Consider the following 21714-nt stretch of genomic DNA (forward strand, 5'->3'; position numbering starts at 1 on the left):
GAATGCTAGGGAGTGAGTATGCAGCACCTCATTTTTGTTTATGGGACATTGAGAAAAGACCAATCGAACCACCACTATTTAAAACAGTGTGAGTGTTTAGGAAGGTTTGACACACCTGAGGAATACGCACTTTTTGATTTAGTTGCGTATCCGGCGATGATTTTCGGAAAGAAAAGTGTCGCTGGCGAGGTCTATATCATTAACGACGAAATTTTGGAGTCGCTCGATCGGCTAGAAGATGTTCCTGTTGAGTATCGTCGCGAGCAAATAGAGACTATATTTGGATTAGCATGGGTATATTTATATCAGCTTGATCTAACAGCTAATAAAGAAATACTTTCGGGTGACTGGTGTAAGCAGAACAACCCGCTATAGTGAATGAACTACTGGAAGCATTCTGACGCAATAGCTAAAAGTCTCAATGTACAGGCTAGTCTTTTCCACTAGGAGGAAATTATGAAATATCTATTATTGGTGCTATCAGTAATGTTATTTGGTTGTGCGCAAACTCCGCCACCAACGTCAATGAACACAGCCGATTGGCAGAGCTTTGGCGAAGAAATGGCGCTAAAAGGAAAAATCAAGCAGACTGAAGCAAGTTTGGCTGAAGCCGCGTCTTCACCATCCATTGATGCAGACTTATATGGCGCTTATGGTCAGGGTTATGAAATGGGTAAAACTCAGTATTGTTCTCAAAACCCGAGAGCGCTAGGGCGCCGTGGTGAGACTTACCTTGGGATTTGTGACGACGTCGATAAATGGTTCCGTTTCAACTACGAACGTGGTGCTGAATCAAAGTATAGCGTTCAATAATTCGGTGATTGTTTAACGCAGCGAACAACAAAAAGCCAGCATATGAATGCTGGCTTTTTTGATGACGTTAATTTTATAAATAAACGAATGGTTTAGTCTGGGTTAAGCTCAAGAAACTCTTCTACTTTTTTTACCATGCTCTTCGAACCGACAAAGAAAGGTACACGTTGGTGTAGCTCTGTTGGTTTGATATCCATGATGCGTTGGGCACCATCGGAGGCGATACCACCAGCTTGCTCCATTATGAAGGCTATTGGGTTGCACTCATACAATAGACGCAGCTTGCCTTGAGGATGGCTTTCTGTACTTGGGTACAGGTAGATGCCGCCTTTAAGTAGGTTACGGTGAAAATCAGAGACAAGAGAACCAATGTAGCGAGAAGTGTAAGGACGATTATCACTTGGTTCGCTTTCCTGACAGTACTTGATGTACTTCTTAACACCTGTAGGGAAACGAATGTAGTTACCTTCGTTGATTGAGTAAATCTTACCTTCGTCAGGGATCATCATGTTTTCATGAGATAGACAGAAGGTACCCAGTGATGGGTCGTAGGTGAAGCCATTTACGCCAGCACCTGTTGTGTAAACAAGCATGGTTGAAGAACCGTAAATTACGTAACCCGCAGCTACTTGCTTGTGTCCAGGTTGTAGGAAATCTTCTTGTGTTGGTGGAGTACCAATCGGTGATACTCGGCGGTAGATTGAGAAAATTGTACCAACCGATACATTCACATCGATGTTTGAAGAACCATCAAGTGGATCCATCAGTACAACGTATTTTGCGTTTTTGTTGAGCTCTTTATTGAAGGCGACGGCTTCGTCTTCTTCTTCACTCGCGACACCACAAACTTGGTCTCGGGCTTCAAGTGCGGCTTTAAATTTGTCGTTAGCGTACAGGTCTAGCTTTTGTTGCTCTTCACCTTGAACGTTGTCTGTACCAACAGCGCCAGTAATATCGACAAGACCTGCCTTGTTAATTTCGCGGTTAACAATTTTTGCAGCAAGACGAATTGATGACAAAAGGGATGATAGATCACCGCTTGCATGGGGGAAGTCATTTTGTTTTGCAACAATGAACTCACCAAGGGTGCGCATCTCAGACATGTTATTTCCTTAAACTTCTCTGAATATTAGGGGGATTTGAGCACTATAGAATTGGCCTCTTGTACGGGCTTTATTCATCTAGACGCTTACCTAAATTCTAAAGGCTAGATCTTTTTAATGGTAATGAACTAAGCGACGCAGATCTCACTTACTATGTCGACTAAATTTGTTTTGCATTGCCGCTCGCTTTTAACCGCTATTTAATGATAATGAGTGCAAGCCGTTTTAATTAGGGCATCGTTTATTTAGCCAAGCGTTTGGAAGCAATTTATGCATATTCATATCTTAGGAATTTGTGGCACCTTTATGGGTGGTGCTGCGGTATTGGCTCGTCAACTAGGTCACAAGGTTACCGGTAGTGACGCGAATGTTTACCCACCAATGAGCACTTTGTTGGAATCTCAAGGGATTGACATTATTGAAGGGTTCGACCCTAGCCAACTCGAGCCAAGGCCGGATCTCGTGGTTATCGGTAACGCGATGAGCCGTGGTAACCCGTGTGTTGAGTATGTATTGGATAACAATCTTAGATACACCTCTGGCCCTCAGTGGTTGCAAGAATTCTTGCTGCATGACCGTTGGGTGTTGGCGGTATCGGGAACGCATGGTAAGACCACGACATCAAGCATGCTGGCTTGGGTCTTGGAAGACTGTGGCTATGCACCGGGCTTTTTAGTTGGCGGTGTGTTGGGTAACTTTGGTATCTCTGCTCGCCTTGGTGAAAGCATGTTCTTCGTGGTCGAAGCTGACGAATATGACAGTGCTTTTTTCGATAAACGATCTAAGTTCGTCCATTACCACCCAAGAACCTTGGTCATGAATAACCTAGAGTTCGATCATGCGGACATCTTCGATGATCTTGAGGCGATTAAACGTCAGTTCCATCACTTAGTGCGCACTGTGCCAAGCAATGGCCGTATTTTCTCACCTAAACAAGATGTGGCTATTCAAGATGTTCTATCTCGTGGCTGTTGGAGTGAGACTGAATCAAGCGGCGAGCAAGGCGATTGGGATGCTAAGAAGTTAGTCAAAGACGGCTCTCAATTTGAGGTCTACTTCCAAAATGAATGTGTTGGAACGGTAAACTGGGATTTAGTGGGCGACCACAACGTAAACAATGCCTTGATGGCGATAGCAGCTGCACGACACGTAGGTGTGACTCCTGACTTAGCGTGTGAATCACTAGCTACTTTCATTAACACTAAGCGCCGCTTGGAGTTTAAAGGCGAGGTGGCAGGTGTTTCTGTTTATGACGATTTTGCTCATCACCCAACGGCGATTGAACTTACGCTAGGCGGGTTACGTAATAAGGTCGACACTAAGAAGATCATTGCCGTTTTAGAGCCTCGTTCTGCCACCATGAAACGTGGTGTGCACAAAGAAACCTTGGCTGATTCGTTGAAGCAGGCGGATTCTACCTACTTATTCCAACCGGGTAACATTGATTGGTCGGTTCAAGATGTTGCAGACGCTTGTCACCAACCTGCACACGTGAGTGATGACATGGATGCATTCGTTGCTAAAATTGTCTCAGAGGCACAAGCGGGTGACCAAATCTTGGTAATGAGTAATGGTGGCTTTGGTGGTATTCACCAAAAACTGTTGGATGGATTGGCACTCAAAGGCTAACGGCATCCACGACCTTATAATTTGAAGTAATTGAGAACATGACAAAACACGATAAAGCGATAACTCTTGCTTTCACTGGCGCATCCGGTGCGCCTTATGGCCTACGTTTACTTGAATGCCTTTTGGCGGCCGATTATCAGGTCTATTTGCTGATTTCATCGGCTGCGCGAGTGGTATTGGCGACCGAGCATGAGCTTAAGTTACCTGCTGGGCCGGATGCGGCGAAACAAGCTTTGGTTAAACACCTTGGCTGCGCCCCAGAAAAGCTTGTGGTGTGTGGCAAAGACGACTGGTTCTCACCGGTTGCCTCTGGTTCAGCAGCGCCTAAGCAGATGGTAGTGTGTCCATGTTCTGCGGGAAGTTTGGCTTCGATTGCACACGGCTTGTCGGATAACTTGATTGAGCGAGCAGCAGACGTGGTCATGAAAGAGCGAGGTCAACTGTTATTGGTAGTTCGTGAAACGCCATTTTCTACGCTTCATCTAGAGAACATGCACAAACTATCGACCATGGGCGTGACGATCATGCCTGCGGCTCCGGGGTTTTATCACCAACCTAAGTCTATTGAAGATCTGGTCGACTTTATGGTGGCGCGTATTCTTGATCATCTTGGTATCGAACAAGGTTTAGTGCCACGTTGGGGCTACGATCAACGTAATTGATCCAAACTTGATAGCTTATTGTTAAAAATCAAATTACAATTCTGAACACTCATCGGGGAGCGAACCATTCAAATAATGAATGCGAGCTGAGATCAAGCAGATGCTTGGGACCCGTAAACCTGAACCAGATAATGCTGGCGTAGGAATTGAGTTAGGAACAACCTCTACCGTTCTCCTCCCTCAAACCTGTGCCGCTCAGACTATGGAGAGCGTCCAGTGAAATTCACATTAACTACTCTTGCTGTTACTACAGCGATCTCTTTTTCTGCCTTTGCTGCAGACAATACTTTGACCGTATACACCTATGACTCTTTTGCTGCGGATTGGGGCCCTCGTCCTGCCGTTGAAAAAGCATTCGAAGAAAAATGTGGTTGTGATGTGAATTTTGTCGCGCTAGAAGATGGCGTCTCTATCCTGAACCGTTTACGTCTTGAAGGGGGCAATAGCAAAGCCGATATCTTGCTAGGTCTCGACAACAACCTGATGGCTGAAGCGAAAGCGACGGGCTTATTGGCTGAGCATAATGTTGATACTTCATCAGTAACGCTTCCTAATGGTTGGAACGATAGCACTTTTGTTCCCTATGACTTTGGCTACTTTGCTTTTGTTTACAACAAAGAGAAGTTGGCAAACCCGCCGAAGAGCTTGAAAGAACTGGTTGAGCTGCGAGATGATCTTAAGGTTATCTACCAAGACCCACGTACATCAACACCAGGTCAAGGCATGATGCTTTGGATGAAGTCGGTATACGGTGATGAAGCGACAGCAGCATGGAAGAAGCTTGCTCAGAAAACAGTGACTGTAACCAAAGGTTGGTCTGAAGCTTATTCTATGTTCCTAGAAGGTGAGTCGGATTTAGTGTTGTCTTACACAACGTCTCCGGCTTACCACATTATTGCTGAGAGCGATTCTAAGTACGCAGCAGCAAGCTTCGAAGAAGGGCATTACACTCAAGTTGAAGTGGCCGCTAAAGTTAAAGGCAGTAAGAACGAGAAACTGGCTGATGATTTTATGGCGTTTATCCTAAGTAATGAATTCCAATCGGCGATGCCAACAGGCAACTGGATGTACCCAGTGACCGATATTGAGCTTCCAAAAGGGTTCGAGCAACTTACGGTTCCTCAGAAAGCGCTAAGCTTCACGCCTGAAGAAATTGCCGCTAAGCGCAAGCCTTGGATCCGAGAGTGGCAGAGCGCACTTACTTTTTAACTTACTATTTAAAAAATGAGCTTTCTAACGTACTTTAAAAAAACTAGCTTTCTGTATTTAAAGGTTCATTCGTTATGTTTGGAGTGAACCATTTACGGTAAAAAATCAATTTATGATAAAGAAAACACCTAAGGTCGGGATCTGGGTTGCGATACTCATTACCGCCTTCGTGGTTTCAGCAGTTGGGGCATTGCTTAGCAATGCCCCTTCTCTTGATATCAGCCAAGTATGGTCCGATCCCTACTATTGGCATGTAACGAAATTCAGCTTTTATCAAGCGACACTCTCAACAGTGCTGAGTGTTGGCTTTGCTATACCTATTGCTCATGCGCTGTGCCGTAGACAATTTTTTGGACGCGCTTTGTTGTTAAGGTTGTTCGCGTCCACCTTAGTCCTGCCGGTGTTAGTCGGTGTATTTGGCTTACTTGCGATCTATGGTAATAGTGGTTGGTTAGCTAAGTTTTTGGCGAACTTCGATATTGAACTGCCATTTTCGATTTATGGCTTGAATGGTATTTTGTTGGCGCATGTTTTCTTTAACTTGCCTTATGCTAGTCGTTTACTTTTGCAAGCGTTAGATACTGTGCCTGCCGAGCAGCATAAACTCTGTGCTCACTTAGGCATGAGCCATTGGAATAAATTTAAATGGGTTGAATGGCCGAGGCTAAGGCAGCAATTACCGCATGTGTGTGGCTTAGTGTTCATGCTGTGCTTCACCAGCTTTGCTACCGTGATGGCGTTGGGTGGTGGTCCGAAATCGACCACCATTGAGCTCGCCATCTATCAAGCAATCAAATTCGACTTTGACCTGCAGGCTGGCGCGCTACTTGCGATATGGCAAATGCTGCTGTGTGGAGTGCTCGCGGTCAGCATTCAACGCCTATCGAAACCTATTTCTGTGACGGCCAGCCAGTTGGCGGAAGAGAAATATTTGGTTAAGGACAGCTGGTGGTCAAAAGCTTGGGACAGCTTCTGGATCATCATAGTCTCAATGCTGGTATTGCCGCCATTAGCTATGGTTATCGTCAGTGGTATTAACTCGCAAGCACTGACAGTACTCAGCAGTGAGCCGTTTTGGGCGGCATTAATGACCTCGGTTAAAGTCGCGTCATTAGCAAGTGTTATCGCGGTTGGTATTGGTATCGCGATACTACTGACCAGCAGAGCATGGCGCTTACAGAATAAGAACTTTCGAGCCGATAAAATCGAGCTGATTGGCACTATTATCTTAGTCACTCCGGGGCTAGTGATCAGTACGGGTATCTTCCTACTATTACGCTCATTTACCGATGTGTTCAGCTTGGCTTTCTTTATCGTGATTGCCGTCAACAGTTTAATGGCACTGCCTTACGTAATTAAAACCTTAGCTCAACCTATGCTGCATTTGTCTCAGCAGTACCAGTATGTGTGTGCAAGCTTAGGAATGACAGGATTCACTCGCTTTAGGTTGGTGGAGTGGCGCGCATTACGTAAGCCGATGGCGCAAGCCTTCTCGATCAGCTTTATGCTGGCGATGGGCGACTTAAGTGCGATTGCCTTATTTGGTAGCCAAGACTTTAGAACACTGCCTTTGTACCTATTCCAATTGCTAGGCAGCTATCAGATGGAAGCCGCAGCCGTTGTTTCGGTTAGTCTGCTGCTGTTGAGTGTGGGCAGTTTTAGCTTCATTGAATTTTTATTTACTCGAACCTCAAATCTCAATGCTAAAAAGTTAAGGAACCGATGATGTTAGTGATGAAAGATGTGGATTACCACTATCACCAAGAGTTGTTTAGTTTTGATTTCCAAGCTGAGCAGGGCGATATTGTTGCTCTGATGGGACCAAGTGGTGCGGGTAAATCAACGCTACTTGCATTGGTTGCTGGGTTTATTGAGCCGACATCGGGTGAGATCTCGGTGGCAGGACAATCATTGATTGGCAAAGAAGCGCACCAACGCCCGCTGGCGATGTTGTTCCAAGAACACAACCTATTTGCTCACCTCACGGTGCGTGAAAATATTGGCTTAGGCTTGCATCCGGGGTTAAAGCTTACGGCAACCCAAAAGCTCGACGTTGAGCAAGCGGCTGCGCAGGTGGGTGTAGCGGAGTACTTAGATAGGCTGCCTGAACAATTATCTGGTGGGCAACGTCAGCGTGTCGCACTGGCGCGTTGTTTTGTTCAACCACACGATATTTGGTTACTTGATGAACCTTTCTCTGCGCTTGACCCTTTGCTACGCGAAGAGATGTTGAGCTTGGTAAAACGATTAGCGGCAGAGCGCAACATCACCGTCTTGATGGTGACACACCACTTAGGTGACGCTCGCAGTATTGCGAACAAGTTTGTGTTTGTCGCATTGGGGAAGGTGTTGGTTGAAGACTCAATAGCCGAGCTTACCGCTGACCACCCACAACCAGAACTCAGTTCGTTTGTGAAAGCGGGTGAGTGATAGTTTTGATATTGAATGTGTTTTGATACTGAATACACCGAAAACAAAAAGACCTAGCATGCGCTAGGTCTTTTATTATCTTACAGAGTAAAGCAACAAAGATTAGTCTTCTAGCTTTAGCTCTTTTAAGATTTGGAAGATCTCACGAGAAGCCTTTGCTGGCTTGTTCGCTGATTTCTCTTTGTTAGCTTGGCGAGCTAGCTGACGAAGACGCTGACGGTCTGCTTCAGGGTACATGTCCATGACTTCTGAAATGGCAGCATCGCCTTCAGCAACAACACGATCACGCAGTTGCTCAAGCTTGTGCAGCTCAGCGGTTGCTTGCGAGTGCTTGTTACGTACTTTATCCAAAGCCGCTTGAATTGGCTCAGGATCAACATTGCGCATTACTTTACCAATGTATTGAAGTTGACGGCGCTTCGCTTCATTTTTAAAGCGTTGTGCATCTTTAATCGCTTGTGCCAAATCTTCAGACAGAGGAAACTTGTCTAATACAGAAGGCTTCAGGGAAACAAGTTCTTCCCCCAGTTTTTGTAGCGCTTCCATGTCGGTTTTCATTTCTGTCTTACTTACCCAGATGATTTCTTCTTCTGGTTCCCATGGGGCTTTTTGGTTTTTGCGAGCCATCTTTTCTGCCTATGTCACTATCTCAAACGAATATATTGCCTATTTTAGCAAGAATCTTGGGGAGAAAGCGAAATTCTTGTTATCCTACGTAATATTGACCTACAAAATTAGAATAGATATGGATGTAAAACAGCAAGTCGCCCAGCAAAGAGTTGAGCTAGAAGCCGCAGTAGCAAAAGCGTTGGACATGGCCTCTGTGAGTGCCGACGCCGCTGAAGTTGCTATTACTAAGTCAACGGGTTTAAGTGTTTCAACACGTATGTGTGAAGTGGAAAACGTTGAATTTAATAGTGATGGTGCGCTTGGTATTACTGTTTATCGCGGCCAGAAAAAAGGCAGCGCATCTACATCTGATCTGAGCGAGAAGGCGATTGCCCAAACGGTAGCAGCCGCACTTGATATCGCTCAGTACACATCTGAAGACCCGTTTGCAGGTCCTGCAGCAAAAGAATACATGGTAAAAGAAATTCCAGACTTGGATCTTTTCCACCCTGATGAGCCTAACCCAGATTATGCCGCTGAGATTGCGATTGCTGCTGAGAAGCAAGCGTTAGCTTACAGCGACAAGATCAAACAAAGCGATGGCGCGAGCTACGACAGTCACTACGGTGTTAAGGTTTATGGTAACAGCCATGGCTTACTAGCAAGCTACGCTTCAAGCCGCCACAGCACGAGCTGCTGCGTGATTGGACAAGGCGCTAACGGTGAAATGGAACGTGACTACAGCTACACCGTTGCACGTCACCGTGATGAGCTGTGGACGCCTGAGCGTGTAGGTCAGGAAGCTGCAGAAAAGACCATTAGCCGTTTGGATGCGAAAAAGCTACCAACAGGCCAATACCCAATTATGTTCGCTAACGATGTTGCTACTGGCCTGATCGGTCACCTTGTGATGGCAATCAGTGGTGGTAATCTTTACCGTAAATCCTCTTTCTTATTGGATCATCTAGGACAGAAAATTCTACCGGATTGGTTCAATATATCAGAGCGTCCTCATATCCTGCGTGGCTTGGCTTCGAGCCCATTTGATAGCGAAGGTGTTTACACTCAAGATCGCGAAATCATCACTGATGGCGTGTTAGCAACTTACCTGCTAACGAGCTATGCCGCACGTAAAATGGATATGACACCAACAGGTCATGCTGGTGGTATTCATAACTGGTTTGTTAAATCGACCGGTCAAAACTTTGAGCAGATGCTAAAAGAGCTAGGTACAGGCTTCTTAGTGACGGAAGTGATGGGCCAAGGCGTTAATACCGTAACGGGTGATTACTCTCGTGGCGCTGCGGGTTTCTGGGTTGAGAACGGAGAGATCCAATACCCAGTATCGGAAGTGACGATTGCGGGTAACCTAAAAGACATGTTTACTCAGATTGTAGCGGTTGGTAACGACGTAGAAACACGTTCGCAAATTCAAACGGGTTCTATCCTGCTTGAGTCGATGAAAGTCGCGGGTGAGTAATTTACTTCAGTCTAAACATGAGACTTAAACCTGATGCATTAAAAAGGGAGCCGATGGCTCCCTTTTTGTATTCAGCGTATCGTCTTAGATAGGCTATCTGTTTATTCACGCTAGATAAGTATGATTTAAATAAGAATGGTTGCTAAGCCTAAGAACACCGATAGGCCAATAACATCGGTTACTGTGGTCAGTGCCATACCGCCAGCAAGGGCTGGATCGATATTCATTTTCTTCAGCATCACTGGGATAGTTACACCTGCAATACCTGCGACAATCAAGTTAGTCATCATCGCCGCTGAGATGATACCTCCCAGTATCCAGTTACCTTTCCAAGCCACCACGATACCACCAATGATAACGGCCCATAGAACGCCGTTTAGGAAGCCGATGGCCGCCTCTTTGAGTAGCAGTTCGCGTTTGTTACTGTCACCGATATGACCGAGTGCCAAACCACGAATAACCAAAGCAACGGTTTGGTTACCAGCAACACCACCCATTGAAGGTACGATAGTCATCAGTACTGCAATCGCTGCCATTTGGTCGAGCGTTGCTTCAAACATATTCGATACCGATGCTGCAGCAAGTGCCGCGAGTACGTTGGCACCAAGCCACACACTACGACGACGAGCGGACTTTACGACTGGTGCGAAGGTATCTTCGTCATCGTCCATACCCGCCATACTCATCATTGAGTGCTCGGCATCTTCACGGATAACATCAACCACGTCATCGATGGTGATACGACCAACAAGGTGTTGATTGCTATCAACTACTGGCGCTGAAACCCAATTACGACGTTCGAACAGGCTCGCAATATCGGAAGCGCTGGTTTCAACCGCGATCGCTTCGTCGGCATCCTCCATCACTTCGGAAACTGCCACATCAGGCTGAGTCGTTACCAGTGTGGTAAGCGATAGGTTACCGATAAGACGTTCTTCTTCATCAATAACATATAGTGCATCAGTTGCATCGGGCAGTTCGCCACGCATACGCATGTAGCGTAATACAACATCAACATCGACATCACCACGAATCGTGATTACGTCGGTATTCATGATCGCACCCGCTGAATCTTCAGGGTACGACAGGGCGGTTTCAACTAATGCACGATCAACAGAGTCCATTTGAGAAAGGACTTCGCGAGAAACATCATCAGGTAGGCTTCGAAGTACGTACGCGACGTCATCGGTTTCCATGCCTTCGGTTGCTTCTGCTAAGGTCTCAGGTGCCATTTTCGACACAAGAGCATCTTTGACATCTTCGTTTAGTTCATCAAGAATTTCACCGTAGTCTTCAGGATCGGTGAGTTGCCAGAGTACGTCACGACTTTTGCGAGGGGAGGCTTCTAAAAGGTGTGCAATATCTTCAGGTTCCATGTCCTGAAGTTGTCGGCGTACGTGAACAAATCGGCCGTTTTCTAGGGCTTCGCTGACTTCTTGGAGGGTTTGGTGAGCTTGGTCGAATTCTAATTGCTCTGCCATATTTTCCTCCTATCTCATTATTCTAACAATGGTTGGAATAGTAACTTAATTCTGGGGCTTATTTAAATCATAAACTTAGATAGAACTAAGATTTAATATTGGTTGGTTCGTTGTTTGAGTCTTAGGCGTTGTGAGTGAAGCGTTTTCGCTACTCACCCTCATCAAACTTGTCTTCAATGAGATGACAGACGGCATCCAGTGCTTGCTGTGAGTCGGTGCCTGCAGCTTGAATAGTAATATGTTGCCCTTGTGCTGATTCCAGCATAAGTAGCCCCATTACGCTGTCAGCTGTCGCTGTTTTGTCTTCTTCGCTATGGATAGTGATGGTTGCATCAAAGCTTTGTGCAAGCTCAACCAACTTTACGGCTGCTCTAGCGTGAAGACCCAAGCGATTTTGGATCAGTACAGTTCGAGTTAATTCCATGGTTAGCCCTGTTGGTGCTTCTCTAGGGAGGCGTGTCTGATTTGGACTTGATGGCCAAGTTGCTCGAAGTACTCACCAATTTTCTGAGTTAGATAAACCGAGCGGTGTTTGCCGCCAGTGCAGCCAATCGCGACCGTCAGGTAACTTCGATTGTTCTTCTCTAACATTGGTAACCACTGTTCAACAAAGCCTTGGATCTGTTGCTTGAGTTCAAGAACTTCTGAGTGTTCTTCAAGAAAAGAGTGAATTGGTGCATCTAGCCCAGTTAGTGGTCGTAGTGCGGGTTCCCAGTGTGGGTTAGGCAAAAAGCGAACGTCGAACACATAGTCGGCATCACTTGGCAGGCCATACTTAAAACCGAAAGATTGAAAGACAATAATCAGCTCTTGCTTCTCTTGACCTTCAACTTTAAATCGAACCTTTTCACTCAATTCGTAGAGGTTGCAGTCGCTACTGTCAATCACAATGCATGCTTGCTCTGCGAGAGGTGTCAGGAGTGTCTTCTCTAAATCAATCGCTTGCTCAAGAGAGAGCTTTTCTTGGCCGATCGATAAAGGGTGAATTCTACGTGTTTCGCTGTAGCGCTTGAGTAACGTCTGCTTGCTCGCATCGAGGAACAAGACGTTCACATCAATATTAGTGGCAGACTCTAGCTGTTCTAGCATCTCTGTAACTAATTGAGGCTCTTTCGGTAGATTACGAATATCAATGCTAACCGCGACGTTTTGATTTATCTCACGTACCGATTCGACAAAGTCGTTGAGCAGGTTTACTGGCAGGTTATCGACACAGTAATACCCCAAGTCTTCAAGGACTCGTAGCGCAACACTTTTACCGGCCCCTGATTGGCCACTAACAACGATTAACCGCATGTTATTGCTCGCAAGTTGGCACTTGAATCATGATGTCGTAAAGCTCTTGATCGCTTTGAGCATTACGCAACTGTTTCAGAGTCTGCTTATCGTTTAGTCGCTCTGCCATACAAGAAAGGGTTTTTAGATGCTCCTTACATTGTTCACTTGGAACAAGCAGGGCAAATAGTAGGTCGACAGGACGGTTATCAATCGCATCAAATTCGATGGGATCTTGGCATTGCAGTAATACAGCAATCGCTTTATCACTGACATTCATACGAGCGTGGGGAATAGCAATGCCATTACCAATACCTGTACTGCCCATTTTTTCACGGCTCAACATGCACTCAAACAGTTCTGTTGAATCTTGACCACAGCTTTCTGCTGCGATCTGACTGATGAGCTCAAGGGCTCTTTTTTTGCTTGTGCATTGGACTGCACTTTTGGTGCAGTCCAATGAAAGTACTTCGCTTAATTGCATGTTAGTGACTACTTAGCTTTTCTTTGTGCTTGTTGAGTTGGCGGACGAGTTTATCAACCAATGAATCAATCGCGGCATACATGCTTTCATCAGTTGCTGTCGCATGGATTTCCCCCTGATTTATATGCAGGGTAGCTTCTGCGATTTGATTGATTTTCTCAACTTTTAAAACAACCTGGACGCTATTTATATGATCAAAGAAGCGCTCAAGTTTGTCGAATTTAGTGTGAACATAGTCTTGCATTGAATCGGTAAGATCAACGTGATGGCCTTGAATATTGATTTGCATAGACTTTCCTTTTCAGTTGGTTGCCTGGCTATAGTTACTAAGTAAATAGCGACTAAATTAGCTTATAGCAGGCGTTTACGCTGACTCGATGGGGCAATGCCCAGAGACTCACGGTATTTCGCTATGGTACGTCTAGCTACCTGAATTCCTTGGTCAGCCAGTAAAGCAGCAATCTTACTATCACTTAGAGGCTTCGCGGTATTTTCCGCTGCGACAAGCTTCTTAATGAGTGCACGAATTGCTGTAGATGAACATTCACCGCCATTGTCAGTGCTGACATGGCTTGAGAAAAAGTATTTGAGTTCGAAGATACCACGTGGCGTGTGCATGAATTTTTGAGTCGTTACACGAGAGATCGTGGATTCGTGCATATCAACGGCTAACGCAACATCATTCAGAACCATTGGTTTCATCGCTTCTTCGCCATGTTCGAAGAAATCACGTTGATGTTCAACAATGCATCGCGCAACTTTGAGTAGCGTCTCATTTCGGCTCTCTAGGCTTTTAATTAGCCACTTTGCTTCTTGCAAATTTGAGCGGATGTATTGATTGTCGGCGCTGTTGCCTTTACTACCCAGATCTGCGTACTGCTGATTCACTTTCAGCTTAGGTACACTATCAGGGTTAATAGTCACTAACCATTTCCCAAGATCTTTGAAGACAGATACATCCGGAACTACATACTCAGTTTCATCCGGAGTAATCTTACTGCCAGGGCGAGGATCCAGCTGTTGAATCAGTTGCAAAACTTCACGTAGTTCTGCTTCTTTCAATTTGGTTTCTTTGATAACCAGTTTGTAATCGCGGTTGCCGAGTTGGTCGATATGGCTAGTAAGTACTAACTTAGCTTCGTTGAGCCAAGGAGTATCTTGGGGGAAAGTTGCCAGTTGCAGTAACAAGCAATCTTGCAGATTTACTGAGCCGACACCTAGTGGGTCAAACTGCTGAATTCGTTTACGTACGGCTTCAATTTCATCAAGCTCGATCTCTTCATTGTCGAAGTTTTCAAGGATGTCTTCACAAGTTACAGTGAGGTAGCCATAGTCATCGATGGCATCTATTAATGCAAAAGCGATGCTTCGGTCGGTGTCAGTGAATGGTGTTAAGTCGAGTTGCCAAAGTAGGTAATCGTGTAGGCTTTGAGTGGTTTCGCCTTGATAAACCGGCATGTCGTCATCAATCGCAATACCCGTATTACCGGTGTTTGCGCTGTAGACGTCTTCCCAAGTTGTGTCGATTTCCAGTTCGTTGCCAATCTCTGATTTTTCGATTAAGTCTGAGCTATCAGGTAAGTCTTGCTCTGTGGCTTCAACTGTTTCTTTTTCGTCACTGCTAGGTTTTTCTTCCGATGTTGGCGTATCTTCATTGCCTTCTTCGACATCGAGTAGTGGGTTAGATTCAAGTGCTTCTTGAATCTCTTGTTGCAAATCTAAAGTAGACAATTGCAACAAACGAATCGCTTGCTGCAATTGAGGAGTCATTGCTAACTGTTGGCCTAGCTTAAGTTGTAATGAGGGTTTCATTCAGTGTGACTTACCTAGTTATTATTCTTAGAACTCTCGATACTCTCTATATAATCATAGACGGAATTGTTCGCCTAGATAAACTTGTTTAACTTGTTCGTTATTGAGAACATCTTCAGGAGTACCTTCAGCGATCAGGTGCCCTTGGCTTACGATGTAAGCTTTTTCACATACGTCTAGTGTTTCACGAACGTTGTGGTCGGTAATCAAAACGCCTAAGCCACGATCGCGTAGGTGAACAATGATTTTTTTGATATCGATAACTGAGATCGGGTCAACACCTGCGAACGGTTCATCTAATAGAATGAACTGCGGATTCGCTGCTAGTGCTCGAGCAATCTCAACACGACGACGCTCACCACCCGACAGAGCCATACCATTACTGGTGCGGATATGTTGGATGTGGAACTCTTCTAGCAGGTCTTCTAGTTTATCTTGGCGCTGTTCATTAGTCATTTCATCACGGGTTTGTAAAACCGCCATGATGTTGTTTTCTACTGACAACTTACGGAAAATAGAAGCTTCTTGAGGCAGGTAACCAATACCAAGACGAGAACGGCTGTGCATTGGCAAGATACTGATATCTAGATCGTCAATACTGATGGTGCCTTCATCACGCGCAACTAAACCGACAATCATGTAGAAAGACGTGGTTTTACCTGCACCGTTTGGTCCAAGCAGACCGACGATCTGACCGGATTCTACTTGCAGGCTCACATCGGTAACAACTTTACGCTTGCTGTAGGTTTTTGCTAGGTTTTTTGCTTTAAGAACAGCCATAGTTTACTTATTCACTTCCGCTGGTTGTAATACCGTTGATACACGCTCGCTACTATCACTATCAGCAACCAGTTTTTGAGAAGCAATCTGGTAAGTAATCTTAGAGCCACGGATGATGCTGCCATCTTGAGATAGCATCGCATTCTTGGTCATGATCAGTCTGTCAGCAACAAGCTGGTAATGTAAGTCGTCAGCTTCACCGTAGAGTGTCTTACCGTCGTCAGTAAGCTGAGAGAAGGTTGCTGGCTTACCGAAGCCTTGAATCTCTTCAATCTCACCATTTACGGCGTTACGAGTAACAATAACCTTATCGGCATTGATGTTGATGCTGCCTTGTTTAAGGTTCACATCACCAAGGAAAGTTACTTGGTTACTTTTCATATCCAATTGCTGGCTGTCTGAGTCAATGTAGACAGGTTGCTCGCTATCCGAAGACAGAGCATAGACATTAGGTGCCGCAAGGGTCAAAGCGAATAAACTAAGGTGTAAGAGTTTCATATCTACCTTGAACAGAATTAAAGAGGGTCGCATTGTTGGTACCGAAGTTACCTTTCATTGCTTGCCCCTCAGTTTCAAAAAATGTACCGATCATATGGACCGGAGTCTCTGAATAAAAATCTCGGCTAGGCAGCTCAACAACCATTTTATCTGTGGTCATTGTATCGAAGCTGGCTTCTGGCAACAGGTTCTTTGCCACGACGTTGTCATAAAAAGTGACAACTTGATTCTCATCCATAATCGCGCGATCAGCGGTGACTTGCCATTCAATCGTGTGCCCTTCACGGAATACCGAAAGAACTGGGTTTTGAAAGTGCGTATCGCCAACCACTGAGTAGTGTTCTAAATACGTCGATTCAACCTGATAGCTACGAATACCGCTTTCGTCGTAGCTAATGTTGTTTAGACTTTTGCCACTAAACGCGGGTAGCTCCAAATTTGGAGCTACTTGTATCGTTGATGTTTGCTCTTTGTCGTACAGGTAATAGGTCGACCAAGAGGCAATAAATATTAGTATTAAATAGATAATACGAGTAAAACTCATATGCTTAAACCTTTATGCATGTCGAGTTCATTTCTTGCTTGTAAAATAAGGTCGCAGACTTCACGTACCGCGCCATGCCCACCTTTAATGATTGTCACGTAGTTTGCACGCTTTGCAAGTAGTGGGTGACCATCTGCTACACAGACCTTCAAGCCAACTTTTTCCATCACAGGCCAGTCGATCAGATCATCGCCGATGTAACCCGTATTTTCAGGATTCACTGAAAGCTTATCGCAAATATCTTGGTATGCCTTAACTTTATCGTCTTGACCTTGATAAATCAGCTTAATGCCGAGAGCAGTCATTCGATTTTCAACAATTTGAGACTTACGGCCAGTGATGATCGCGATTTCAATGCCAGCATTCATCAGTGACTTAATGCCGTAACCGTCACGAGTATGGAAGGTCTTCAGCTCTTCACCGTTGTTGCCCATGTAGATACGACCATCAGAGAATACGCCATCGACATCGCAAATTAGGAGTTTGATGTCTTTTGCGATTGCAAATACACCTGAGTCAACAGTGCCGTATAGAGTTTCGACTGTCTGTGCCATTACATTACTCCAGCTTTCAATAAATCATGCATGTTTAGGGCGCCAACTAGTTTGCCATCTTGGCATAGCATCAAGCCATTGATGCTCTTCGCTTGCATTAAGTTTAAACCCTCGACTGCAAGCATGTTTGGATCGGCAACGGTAGGGTTTAGCGTCATCACATCGCCAATTTGAGTATTATGGATATCAACGCGTTTATCTAAGATACGGCGTAAATCACCATCGGTAAAAATACCGGCCATTTGACCATCTTGCCCAACGATAGCCGTCATGCCTAAGCCTTTTTGAGAGATCTCTAACAGAGCGTCTCTTACTAATGCATCCGGAGCAACAATAGGAAGTGCATCGCCTGTGTGCATGATGTCGTCTAATTTCAACAGCAGTTGACGACCTAAAGCGCCGCCTGGATGAGACAGAGCAAAATCTTGAGCGGTAAAGCCTCGAGCCTGTAAAAGTGCAACGGCTAGTGCATCACCCATCACCAAAGTAGCAGTAGTGCTAGTTGTTGGCGCTAAGCCCAGTGGACATGCTTCTTCTGGTACTGAAATTTGTAAATGGATATCAGACAAGGTCGCCATGTTCGATGCTGGCTTACCTGTCATGCTGATGATCTTAATGTTCAAACGCTTTAATACTGGGAATAGGCTTAGGATTTCTCCCGATTCGCCTGAGTTGGATATTGCGATCACAATATCACCAGGTTCGATCATGCCTAAGTCGCCATGTGCAGCTTCTCCTGGGTGTACAAAGAAAGCCGATGTCCCGGTACTTGCCAATGTGGCTGCGATTTTATTGCCAATGTGGCCTGATTTACCCATGCCCATCACAACGACTTTGCCTTTGTTGTTTAGGATAAGGTCGCAAGCTTTACAAAAATCATCATTAAAATATTGGTCTAATTGAGTGAGACCTGCAACTTCGGTTTCCAAAACTTGTTTTGCGACACTGCGGTAATCAAATGGCTGAGACATCAAATACTCCAAGTACGGGAAGTTAAATCAACAATTAAGCCGACATGTTCATTAGTAGGTAACTTTGGTAGACAACGAATGTTACGATTAACACGCCGCCTTCAATACGATTCACGCTACGAGATTTCCCTAGTGCCATGACCACAAGCAGTAGCGATACGCCCAGCATTACCCAGAAGTCGCGACCCATCGCAAACTCGCTCAAGATCGAAGGGTTTAGGATGCCCGGGATACCCATAACAGCAAGGATGTTGAATACGTTTGAACCAATGATATTGCCCACGGCCATATCATCTTCACCTTTCATAACACCGGCTAGTGATGCTGCAAGCTCAGGCAGACTAGTACCTACGGCAATGATGGTTAGACCAATCACAAGGTCGCTCATGCCAAAGTATTTCGCGATGATTACCGCATTATCAACCAGCATATCAGCAGCTAAAGGCAGGATGATCAGACCAATCACCACCCACATTGCGGCTTTAGGGTTGCTTACGCCCTCTGGGATTTCTGATTCTTGCTCGTCAAGGAAGGCATCACCGTTCTTTTTCTCACTGCGGCTGATTTGTAGCATGGCAAACAAGAAAGCGCCGAAAAGAACAAATAACAACACGCCTTCGTAGAAACCCAAATGGTTATCCCAAAGTAGTGCGCCAGCTAATAAAGTGACACCTATCATCAAAGGTAGTTCACGACGAATTACGCCTGAGCTGATTGATAGCGGCTTGATAAGGGCTGTAATACCTAAAATTAGCGCGATATTGGCGATGTTTGAGCCTAATACGTTACCTACAGCGGTATCGGTTTTGCCATCAAGCGCTGCTGTAGCTGAAACCATCATTTCAGGAGCCGAAGACCCCATTGCTAAGATCGTCATACCGATAACTAGTGGTGAGATACCGAAGTTGCGAGCAAGAGCAGCGGCACCGTAAACCAGCTTATCTGCACTCCACACCAAAAAACCTAGACCGATAATAAGAAACGCAATCGCTTCAAGCATGATGATTCCTAAAAAATTAATAAAAACGGAGAATTAACCGCTAATTTTGACCTGTTGCTAGATAAAAGGGAAGTCACTCGGCAAATTAATTTCCAGTTAGCTGGCAAGAAAGAGAGCTCAATAGATAATTTTCTAATGCTTTCAAATCCCTGCATAGATTCCTGTTTAATATGAATTAATTGAACAGTGCTTTTAATTCTAAAGTAGACTCATTATTATTGCAGCCATAATTGGCGTTTTTTAAAGCAAGGAAACAACAAAAATATGTTGAACACTGAGCTTGTGAAAGTTAAGAACCTCAGCTTCTCACGCGGTGAGCGGGTTATTTTTGATGACATTAGTTTAGAGGTACCTCAAGGCAAAATAACCGCAATCATGGGGCCGTCTGGGATTGGTAAAACAACCTTGCTGCGTTTGATTGGTGGACAATTACCGCCAGATGAAGGCGAAGTTTGGTTTGATGGCGACAATATTCCTGCATTATCACGTCGAAAGCTATATCAAGCACGTAAGAAAATGAGCATGTTATTCCAATCTGGTGCGCTTTTTACGGATCTCAATGTGTTTGATAATGTGGCGTTTCCGCTGCGAGAGCACACTGAACTTAATGAAAAATTCATTCGTACCATCGTATTACTTAAGCTTGAAGCGGTAGGCTTACGAGGTGCGGCGCAATTAATGCCAAGTGAGTTGTCCGGTGGTATGGCGAGACGAGCGGCGTTGGCTCGTGCGATCGCATTGGATCCAGAGCTTATCATGTACGATGAACCGTTTGTTGGCCAAGACCCAATTACTATGGGTGTATTGGTCGAGCTGATTCGTAATCTTAATCAAGCTTTGGATTTAACCTCTATTATCGTTTCTCACGATGTGCCTGAGGTAATGAGTATTGCTGATTGGGTTTACTTAATGGCTGATGGAAAAGTTATTGCATCTGGTTCACCTGACGATCTGTACAACAACAGTGATCCTCGAGTGCAACAATTTTTGCAAGGTGAAGCAGATGGCCCTGTGCCATTTAGATTCCCAGCAAAGAGCCTAGAAAAGGATTTGTTTTAATATGATTGTTAAAACTATTGTGGGTGTCGGTAAGCGCACACTTGCGGTCTGTGAGTCATTTGGTCGAGCAAGCCTAATGTTATTTGGGGCTTTATTTGGCATTCCGAGACTAAAAAATTTCCCTTTATTAGTTAAACAACTTTATAGCGTTGGCGTTCAGTCATTGGCTATCATCTTAGTTTCGGGTCTGTTTATTGGCATGGTGCTTAGCCTGCAAGGTTATGTGGTGTTAATCGACTACGGAGCTGAGGGTAACCTTGGTCAAATGGTCGCGCTTTCATTGTTACGTGAGTTGGGCCCAGTGGTGACAGCGCTACTATTTGCAGGCCGCGCAGGTTCAGCGTTAACGGCTGAAATCGGCTTGATGAAAGCAACGGAACAGATCTCTAGCCTAGAAATGATGGCTGTAGATCCTATTAAACGCATTATTGCGCCACGTCTTTGGGCTGGTCTTATCTCAATGCCACTGCTCGCTATGATCTTCATGGCGGTCGGGATTTGGGGGGCTCAGTTAGTTGGTGTTGATTGGAAAGGGATTGACCACGGTAGCTTCTGGTCTGCCATGCAGTCTTCAGTTGAGCTTGGCCGAGATATTGGTAACAGCATGATCAAATGCATGGTCTTCGCTATCACAGTCACTTGGATCGCACTTTTTAATGGTTATGATGCAGTACCGACTTCAGAAGGTATTAGTCAGGCAACCACACGCACTGTAGTGCACTCTTCTCTGGCGGTACTAGGGCTAGATTTTGTTCTTACCGCATTGATGTTTGGGAATTAATCATGCAACAAACTCGAAAATTAGAATTATGGGTCGGCACCTTTGTTATTGCCGGAATTTGCGCAATCTTAATCATGATCTTTCAAGTCGCTGACGTAAAAGGCATTGGTTCGAACCATACTTACAATCTAAAAGCGACCTTTGACAACATTGGTAGCCTAAAAGTTCGTTCTCCAGTGAAGGTGGGTGGCGTCGTTGTTGGTCGAGTTAAAAGCATTGAGCTTGATACCGAGAGCTACCTTCCTGTCGTTGAATTGTCTATTGATGGGAAGTACTCACAATTTCCAGATACCTCTAGTGCGCAAATCTTAACGTCTGGATTAATCGGTGAGCAGTACATCAGCTTGGTTCCGGGCTTCATTTTTGACGATGAAGAAATGTTGGTTGATGGTGATTCTATCGAAGACACCAAATCGGCATTAGTATTAGAAGATTTGATTGGACAAGTGCTGTATAGCGTTGGTGGCTCTGATGATAGCGAAGCTAAGGAGTAGGCACATGTTAAAGACGAATAAATTATTGAAGACTAATAACTTTTTG

25 protein-coding genes and 1 riboswitch are annotated in these 21714 nt (G+C 45.0%); of the genes, 11 read left to right on the plus strand and 14 right to left on the minus strand.

Annotation, left to right across the window (positions count from 1 at the left end; genetic code table 11):
• The first annotated feature begins 18 nt into the window (after window positions 1–18).
• Complete coding sequence (locus tag AB8613_RS10550; RefSeq protein WP_285953138.1) at window positions 19–375, plus strand: gamma-glutamylcyclotransferase; 357 nt, start codon at window positions 19–21, stop codon at window positions 373–375.
• Between the two features lie 81 nt (window positions 376–456).
• A complete protein-coding gene (locus AB8613_RS10555; protein ID WP_372383809.1) occupies window positions 457–813 on the plus strand; it encodes a DUF2799 domain-containing protein in 357 nt (118 codons plus the stop codon).
• Window positions 814–905: 92 nt separating this feature from the next.
• Here the strand turns inward: AB8613_RS10555 and fbp are convergent, their stop codons facing one another.
• Entirely contained in the window at window positions 906–1916 is a 1011-nt protein-coding gene (gene fbp, locus AB8613_RS10560) for a class 1 fructose-bisphosphatase (RefSeq protein ID WP_060983522.1), read from the minus strand.
• A gap of 270 nt (window positions 1917–2186) precedes the next feature.
• On the opposite strand from fbp, the gene mpl reads away from it, so the two are divergent.
• From mpl to thiQ, 5 genes are all read left to right on the plus strand, one after another.
• Window positions 2187–3545 (plus strand): UDP-N-acetylmuramate:L-alanyl-gamma-D-glutamyl-meso-diaminopimelate ligase, encoded by a 1359-nt coding sequence (gene mpl / locus AB8613_RS10565; RefSeq protein ID WP_285953139.1) that lies wholly within the window; start codon window positions 2187–2189, stop codon window positions 3543–3545.
• A 38-nt stretch (window positions 3546–3583) separates the two neighbouring features.
• Window positions 3584–4207: a flavin prenyltransferase UbiX gene (locus AB8613_RS10570; protein WP_099165086.1), complete on the plus strand. Its 624-nt coding sequence runs from the start codon at window positions 3584–3586 to the stop codon at window positions 4205–4207.
• Window positions 4208–4250: 43 nt separating this feature from the next.
• A riboswitch (TPP riboswitch) is annotated at window positions 4251–4370 on the plus strand.
• A 53-nt stretch (window positions 4371–4423) separates the two neighbouring features.
• On the plus strand, window positions 4424–5416 hold the full coding sequence (gene thiB, locus AB8613_RS10575; RefSeq protein WP_210446775.1) for a thiamine ABC transporter substrate binding subunit: 993 nt from the start codon (window positions 4424–4426) through the stop codon (window positions 5414–5416).
• Window positions 5417–5528: 112 nt separating this feature from the next.
• Complete coding sequence (gene thiP, locus AB8613_RS10580) at window positions 5529–7142, plus strand: thiamine/thiamine pyrophosphate ABC transporter permease ThiP (protein WP_285953140.1); 1614 nt, start codon at window positions 5529–5531, stop codon at window positions 7140–7142.
• The gene (gene thiQ / locus AB8613_RS10585) at window positions 7142–7846 is read left to right on the plus strand and encodes a thiamine ABC transporter ATP-binding protein (RefSeq protein ID WP_210446773.1); all 705 of its coding nucleotides are present in this window, start codon (window positions 7142–7144) and stop codon (window positions 7844–7846) included. Before thiP ends, thiQ begins: the two co-directional genes overlap by 1 nt.
• Before the next feature lie 102 nt (window positions 7847–7948).
• On the opposite strand, the gene yjgA is transcribed toward thiQ, so the two are convergent.
• The gene (gene yjgA, locus AB8613_RS10590; RefSeq protein ID WP_017069408.1) at window positions 7949–8473 is read right to left on the minus strand and encodes a ribosome biogenesis factor YjgA; all 525 of its coding nucleotides are present in this window, start codon (window positions 8471–8473) and stop codon (window positions 7949–7951) included.
• A 118-nt stretch (window positions 8474–8591) separates the two neighbouring features.
• On the opposite strand from yjgA, the gene pmbA reads away from it, so the two are divergent.
• Window positions 8592–9935: a metalloprotease PmbA gene (gene pmbA / locus AB8613_RS10595; protein WP_061019135.1), complete on the plus strand. Its 1344-nt coding sequence runs from the start codon at window positions 8592–8594 to the stop codon at window positions 9933–9935.
• A gap of 125 nt (window positions 9936–10060) precedes the next feature.
• On the opposite strand, the gene mgtE is transcribed toward pmbA, so the two are convergent.
• The 12 genes from mgtE to AB8613_RS10655 form a co-directional block, all read right to left on the minus strand.
• Window positions 10061–11416, minus strand: coding sequence for a magnesium transporter (gene mgtE, locus AB8613_RS10600; protein ID WP_048605905.1), 1356 nt, complete (start codon window positions 11414–11416; stop codon window positions 10061–10063).
• Window positions 11417–11564: 148 nt separating this feature from the next.
• Complete coding sequence (locus tag AB8613_RS10605) at window positions 11565–11840, minus strand: HPr family phosphocarrier protein (protein ID WP_017066670.1); 276 nt, start codon at window positions 11838–11840, stop codon at window positions 11565–11567.
• A 2-nt stretch (window positions 11841–11842) separates the two neighbouring features.
• Window positions 11843–12712: an RNase adapter RapZ gene (gene rapZ / locus AB8613_RS10610; protein ID WP_146489820.1), complete on the minus strand. Its 870-nt coding sequence runs from the start codon at window positions 12710–12712 to the stop codon at window positions 11843–11845.
• Window position 12713: 1 nt separating this feature from the next.
• Window positions 12714–13175, minus strand: a complete 462-nt coding sequence (ptsN, locus tag AB8613_RS10615; RefSeq protein WP_004738707.1) for a PTS IIA-like nitrogen regulatory protein PtsN — start codon at window positions 13173–13175, stop codon at window positions 12714–12716.
• A gap of 1 nt (window position 13176) precedes the next feature.
• The gene (hpf, locus tag AB8613_RS10620; RefSeq protein WP_009847742.1) at window positions 13177–13464 is read right to left on the minus strand and encodes a ribosome hibernation promoting factor; all 288 of its coding nucleotides are present in this window, start codon (window positions 13462–13464) and stop codon (window positions 13177–13179) included.
• Window positions 13465–13526: 62 nt separating this feature from the next.
• Entirely contained in the window at window positions 13527–14987 is a 1461-nt protein-coding gene (locus AB8613_RS10625; protein ID WP_017058913.1) for an RNA polymerase factor sigma-54, read from the minus strand.
• Between the two features lie 54 nt (window positions 14988–15041).
• On the minus strand, window positions 15042–15767 hold the full coding sequence (gene lptB / locus AB8613_RS10630) for an LPS export ABC transporter ATP-binding protein (RefSeq protein WP_061019134.1): 726 nt from the start codon (window positions 15765–15767) through the stop codon (window positions 15042–15044).
• A gap of 3 nt (window positions 15768–15770) precedes the next feature.
• Window positions 15771–16265, minus strand: coding sequence for a lipopolysaccharide transport periplasmic protein LptA (gene lptA, locus AB8613_RS10635; protein ID WP_060983516.1), 495 nt, complete (start codon window positions 16263–16265; stop codon window positions 15771–15773).
• On the minus strand, window positions 16246–16809 hold the full coding sequence (gene lptC, locus AB8613_RS10640; RefSeq protein ID WP_004735306.1) for an LPS export ABC transporter periplasmic protein LptC: 564 nt from the start codon (window positions 16807–16809) through the stop codon (window positions 16246–16248). The genes lptA and lptC overlap by 20 nt, the downstream gene beginning before the upstream one ends.
• The gene (gene kdsC, locus AB8613_RS10645) at window positions 16806–17363 is read right to left on the minus strand and encodes a 3-deoxy-manno-octulosonate-8-phosphatase KdsC (RefSeq protein WP_372383810.1); all 558 of its coding nucleotides are present in this window, start codon (window positions 17361–17363) and stop codon (window positions 16806–16808) included. Before kdsC ends, lptC begins: the two co-directional genes overlap by 4 nt.
• On the minus strand, window positions 17363–18334 hold the full coding sequence (gene kdsD / locus AB8613_RS10650; protein ID WP_146489818.1) for an arabinose-5-phosphate isomerase KdsD: 972 nt from the start codon (window positions 18332–18334) through the stop codon (window positions 17363–17365). The genes kdsC and kdsD overlap by 1 nt, the downstream gene beginning before the upstream one ends.
• Window positions 18335–18368: 34 nt before the next feature.
• Window positions 18369–19334, minus strand: coding sequence for a calcium/sodium antiporter (locus tag AB8613_RS10655; protein WP_019821462.1), 966 nt, complete (start codon window positions 19332–19334; stop codon window positions 18369–18371).
• A gap of 264 nt (window positions 19335–19598) precedes the next feature.
• Between AB8613_RS10655 and mlaF the strand changes: the two genes are divergently transcribed.
• From mlaF to mlaD, 3 genes are read left to right on the plus strand one after another with little or no spacing between them, the layout of a single operon-like run.
• Window positions 19599–20393 (plus strand): phospholipid ABC transporter ATP-binding protein MlaF, encoded by a 795-nt coding sequence (gene mlaF / locus AB8613_RS10660; protein ID WP_371714911.1) that lies wholly within the window; start codon window positions 19599–19601, stop codon window positions 20391–20393.
• Between the two features lies 1 nt (window position 20394).
• On the plus strand, window positions 20395–21174 hold the full coding sequence (mlaE, locus tag AB8613_RS10665) for a lipid asymmetry maintenance ABC transporter permease subunit MlaE (protein WP_146489816.1): 780 nt from the start codon (window positions 20395–20397) through the stop codon (window positions 21172–21174).
• 2 nt (window positions 21175–21176) lie between these two features.
• On the plus strand, window positions 21177–21668 hold the full coding sequence (gene mlaD / locus AB8613_RS10670) for an outer membrane lipid asymmetry maintenance protein MlaD (RefSeq protein WP_019821466.1): 492 nt from the start codon (window positions 21177–21179) through the stop codon (window positions 21666–21668).
• Window positions 21669–21714: the final 46 nt, after the last annotated feature.

Origin of the sequence: Vibrio sp. BS-M-Sm-2, assembly GCF_041504345.1 — a bacterium.
GTDB classification, from domain to species: Bacteria; Pseudomonadota; Gammaproteobacteria; order Enterobacterales; family Vibrionaceae; genus Vibrio; species Vibrio satsumensis.

Excerpts from the sequence above, each read along its gene's own strand:
- yjgA (WP_017069408.1), bottom strand. The coding sequence starts at position 8,473 with ATGGCTCGCAAAAACCAAAAAGCCCCATGGGAACCAGAAGAAGAAATC.
- mpl (WP_285953139.1), top strand. The coding sequence starts at position 2,187 with ATGCATATTCATATCTTAGGAATTTGTGGCACCTTTATGGGTGGTGCT.
- pmbA (WP_061019135.1), top strand. The coding sequence starts at position 8,592 with ATGGATGTAAAACAGCAAGTCGCCCAGCAAAGAGTTGAGCTAGAAGCC.
- fbp (WP_060983522.1), bottom strand. The coding sequence starts at position 1,916 with ATGTCTGAGATGCGCACCCTTGGTGAGTTCATTGTTGCAAAACAAAAT.
- kdsD (WP_146489818.1), bottom strand. The coding sequence starts at position 18,334 with ATGTCTCAGCCATTTGATTACCGCAGTGTCGCAAAACAAGTTTTGGAA.
- ptsN (WP_004738707.1), bottom strand. The coding sequence starts at position 13,175 with ATGCAATTAAGCGAAGTACTTTCATTGGACTGCACCAAAAGTGCAGTC.
- AB8613_RS10570 (WP_099165086.1), top strand. The coding sequence starts at position 3,584 with ATGACAAAACACGATAAAGCGATAACTCTTGCTTTCACTGGCGCATCC.
- thiP (WP_285953140.1), top strand. The coding sequence starts at position 5,529 with ATGATAAAGAAAACACCTAAGGTCGGGATCTGGGTTGCGATACTCATT.
- AB8613_RS10555 (WP_372383809.1), top strand. The coding sequence starts at position 457 with ATGAAATATCTATTATTGGTGCTATCAGTAATGTTATTTGGTTGTGCG.
- lptC (WP_004735306.1), bottom strand. The coding sequence starts at position 16,809 with ATGAGTTTTACTCGTATTATCTATTTAATACTAATATTTATTGCCTCT.
- hpf (WP_009847742.1), bottom strand. The coding sequence starts at position 13,464 with ATGCAAATCAATATTCAAGGCCATCACGTTGATCTTACCGATTCAATG.
- thiQ (WP_210446773.1), top strand. The coding sequence starts at position 7,142 with ATGTTAGTGATGAAAGATGTGGATTACCACTATCACCAAGAGTTGTTT.
- AB8613_RS10605 (WP_017066670.1), bottom strand. The coding sequence starts at position 11,840 with ATGGAATTAACTCGAACTGTACTGATCCAAAATCGCTTGGGTCTTCAC.
- AB8613_RS10550 (WP_285953138.1), top strand. The coding sequence starts at position 19 with ATGCAGCACCTCATTTTTGTTTATGGGACATTGAGAAAAGACCAATCG.
- lptB (WP_061019134.1), bottom strand. The coding sequence starts at position 15,767 with ATGGCTGTTCTTAAAGCAAAAAACCTAGCAAAAACCTACAGCAAGCGT.
- rapZ (WP_146489820.1), bottom strand. The coding sequence starts at position 12,712 with ATGCGGTTAATCGTTGTTAGTGGCCAATCAGGGGCCGGTAAAAGTGTT.
- AB8613_RS10655 (WP_019821462.1), bottom strand. The coding sequence starts at position 19,334 with ATGCTTGAAGCGATTGCGTTTCTTATTATCGGTCTAGGTTTTTTGGTG.
- mlaE (WP_146489816.1), top strand. The coding sequence starts at position 20,395 with ATGATTGTTAAAACTATTGTGGGTGTCGGTAAGCGCACACTTGCGGTC.
- AB8613_RS10625 (WP_017058913.1), bottom strand. The coding sequence starts at position 14,987 with ATGAAACCCTCATTACAACTTAAGCTAGGCCAACAGTTAGCAATGACT.
- kdsC (WP_372383810.1), bottom strand. The coding sequence starts at position 17,363 with ATGGCACAGACAGTCGAAACTCTATACGGCACTGTTGACTCAGGTGTA.
- mlaF (WP_371714911.1), top strand. The coding sequence starts at position 19,599 with ATGTTGAACACTGAGCTTGTGAAAGTTAAGAACCTCAGCTTCTCACGC.
- mgtE (WP_048605905.1), bottom strand. The coding sequence starts at position 11,416 with ATGGCAGAGCAATTAGAATTCGACCAAGCTCACCAAACCCTCCAAGAA.
- lptA (WP_060983516.1), bottom strand. The coding sequence starts at position 16,265 with ATGAAACTCTTACACCTTAGTTTATTCGCTTTGACCCTTGCGGCACCT.
- mlaD (WP_019821466.1), top strand. The coding sequence starts at position 21,177 with ATGCAACAAACTCGAAAATTAGAATTATGGGTCGGCACCTTTGTTATT.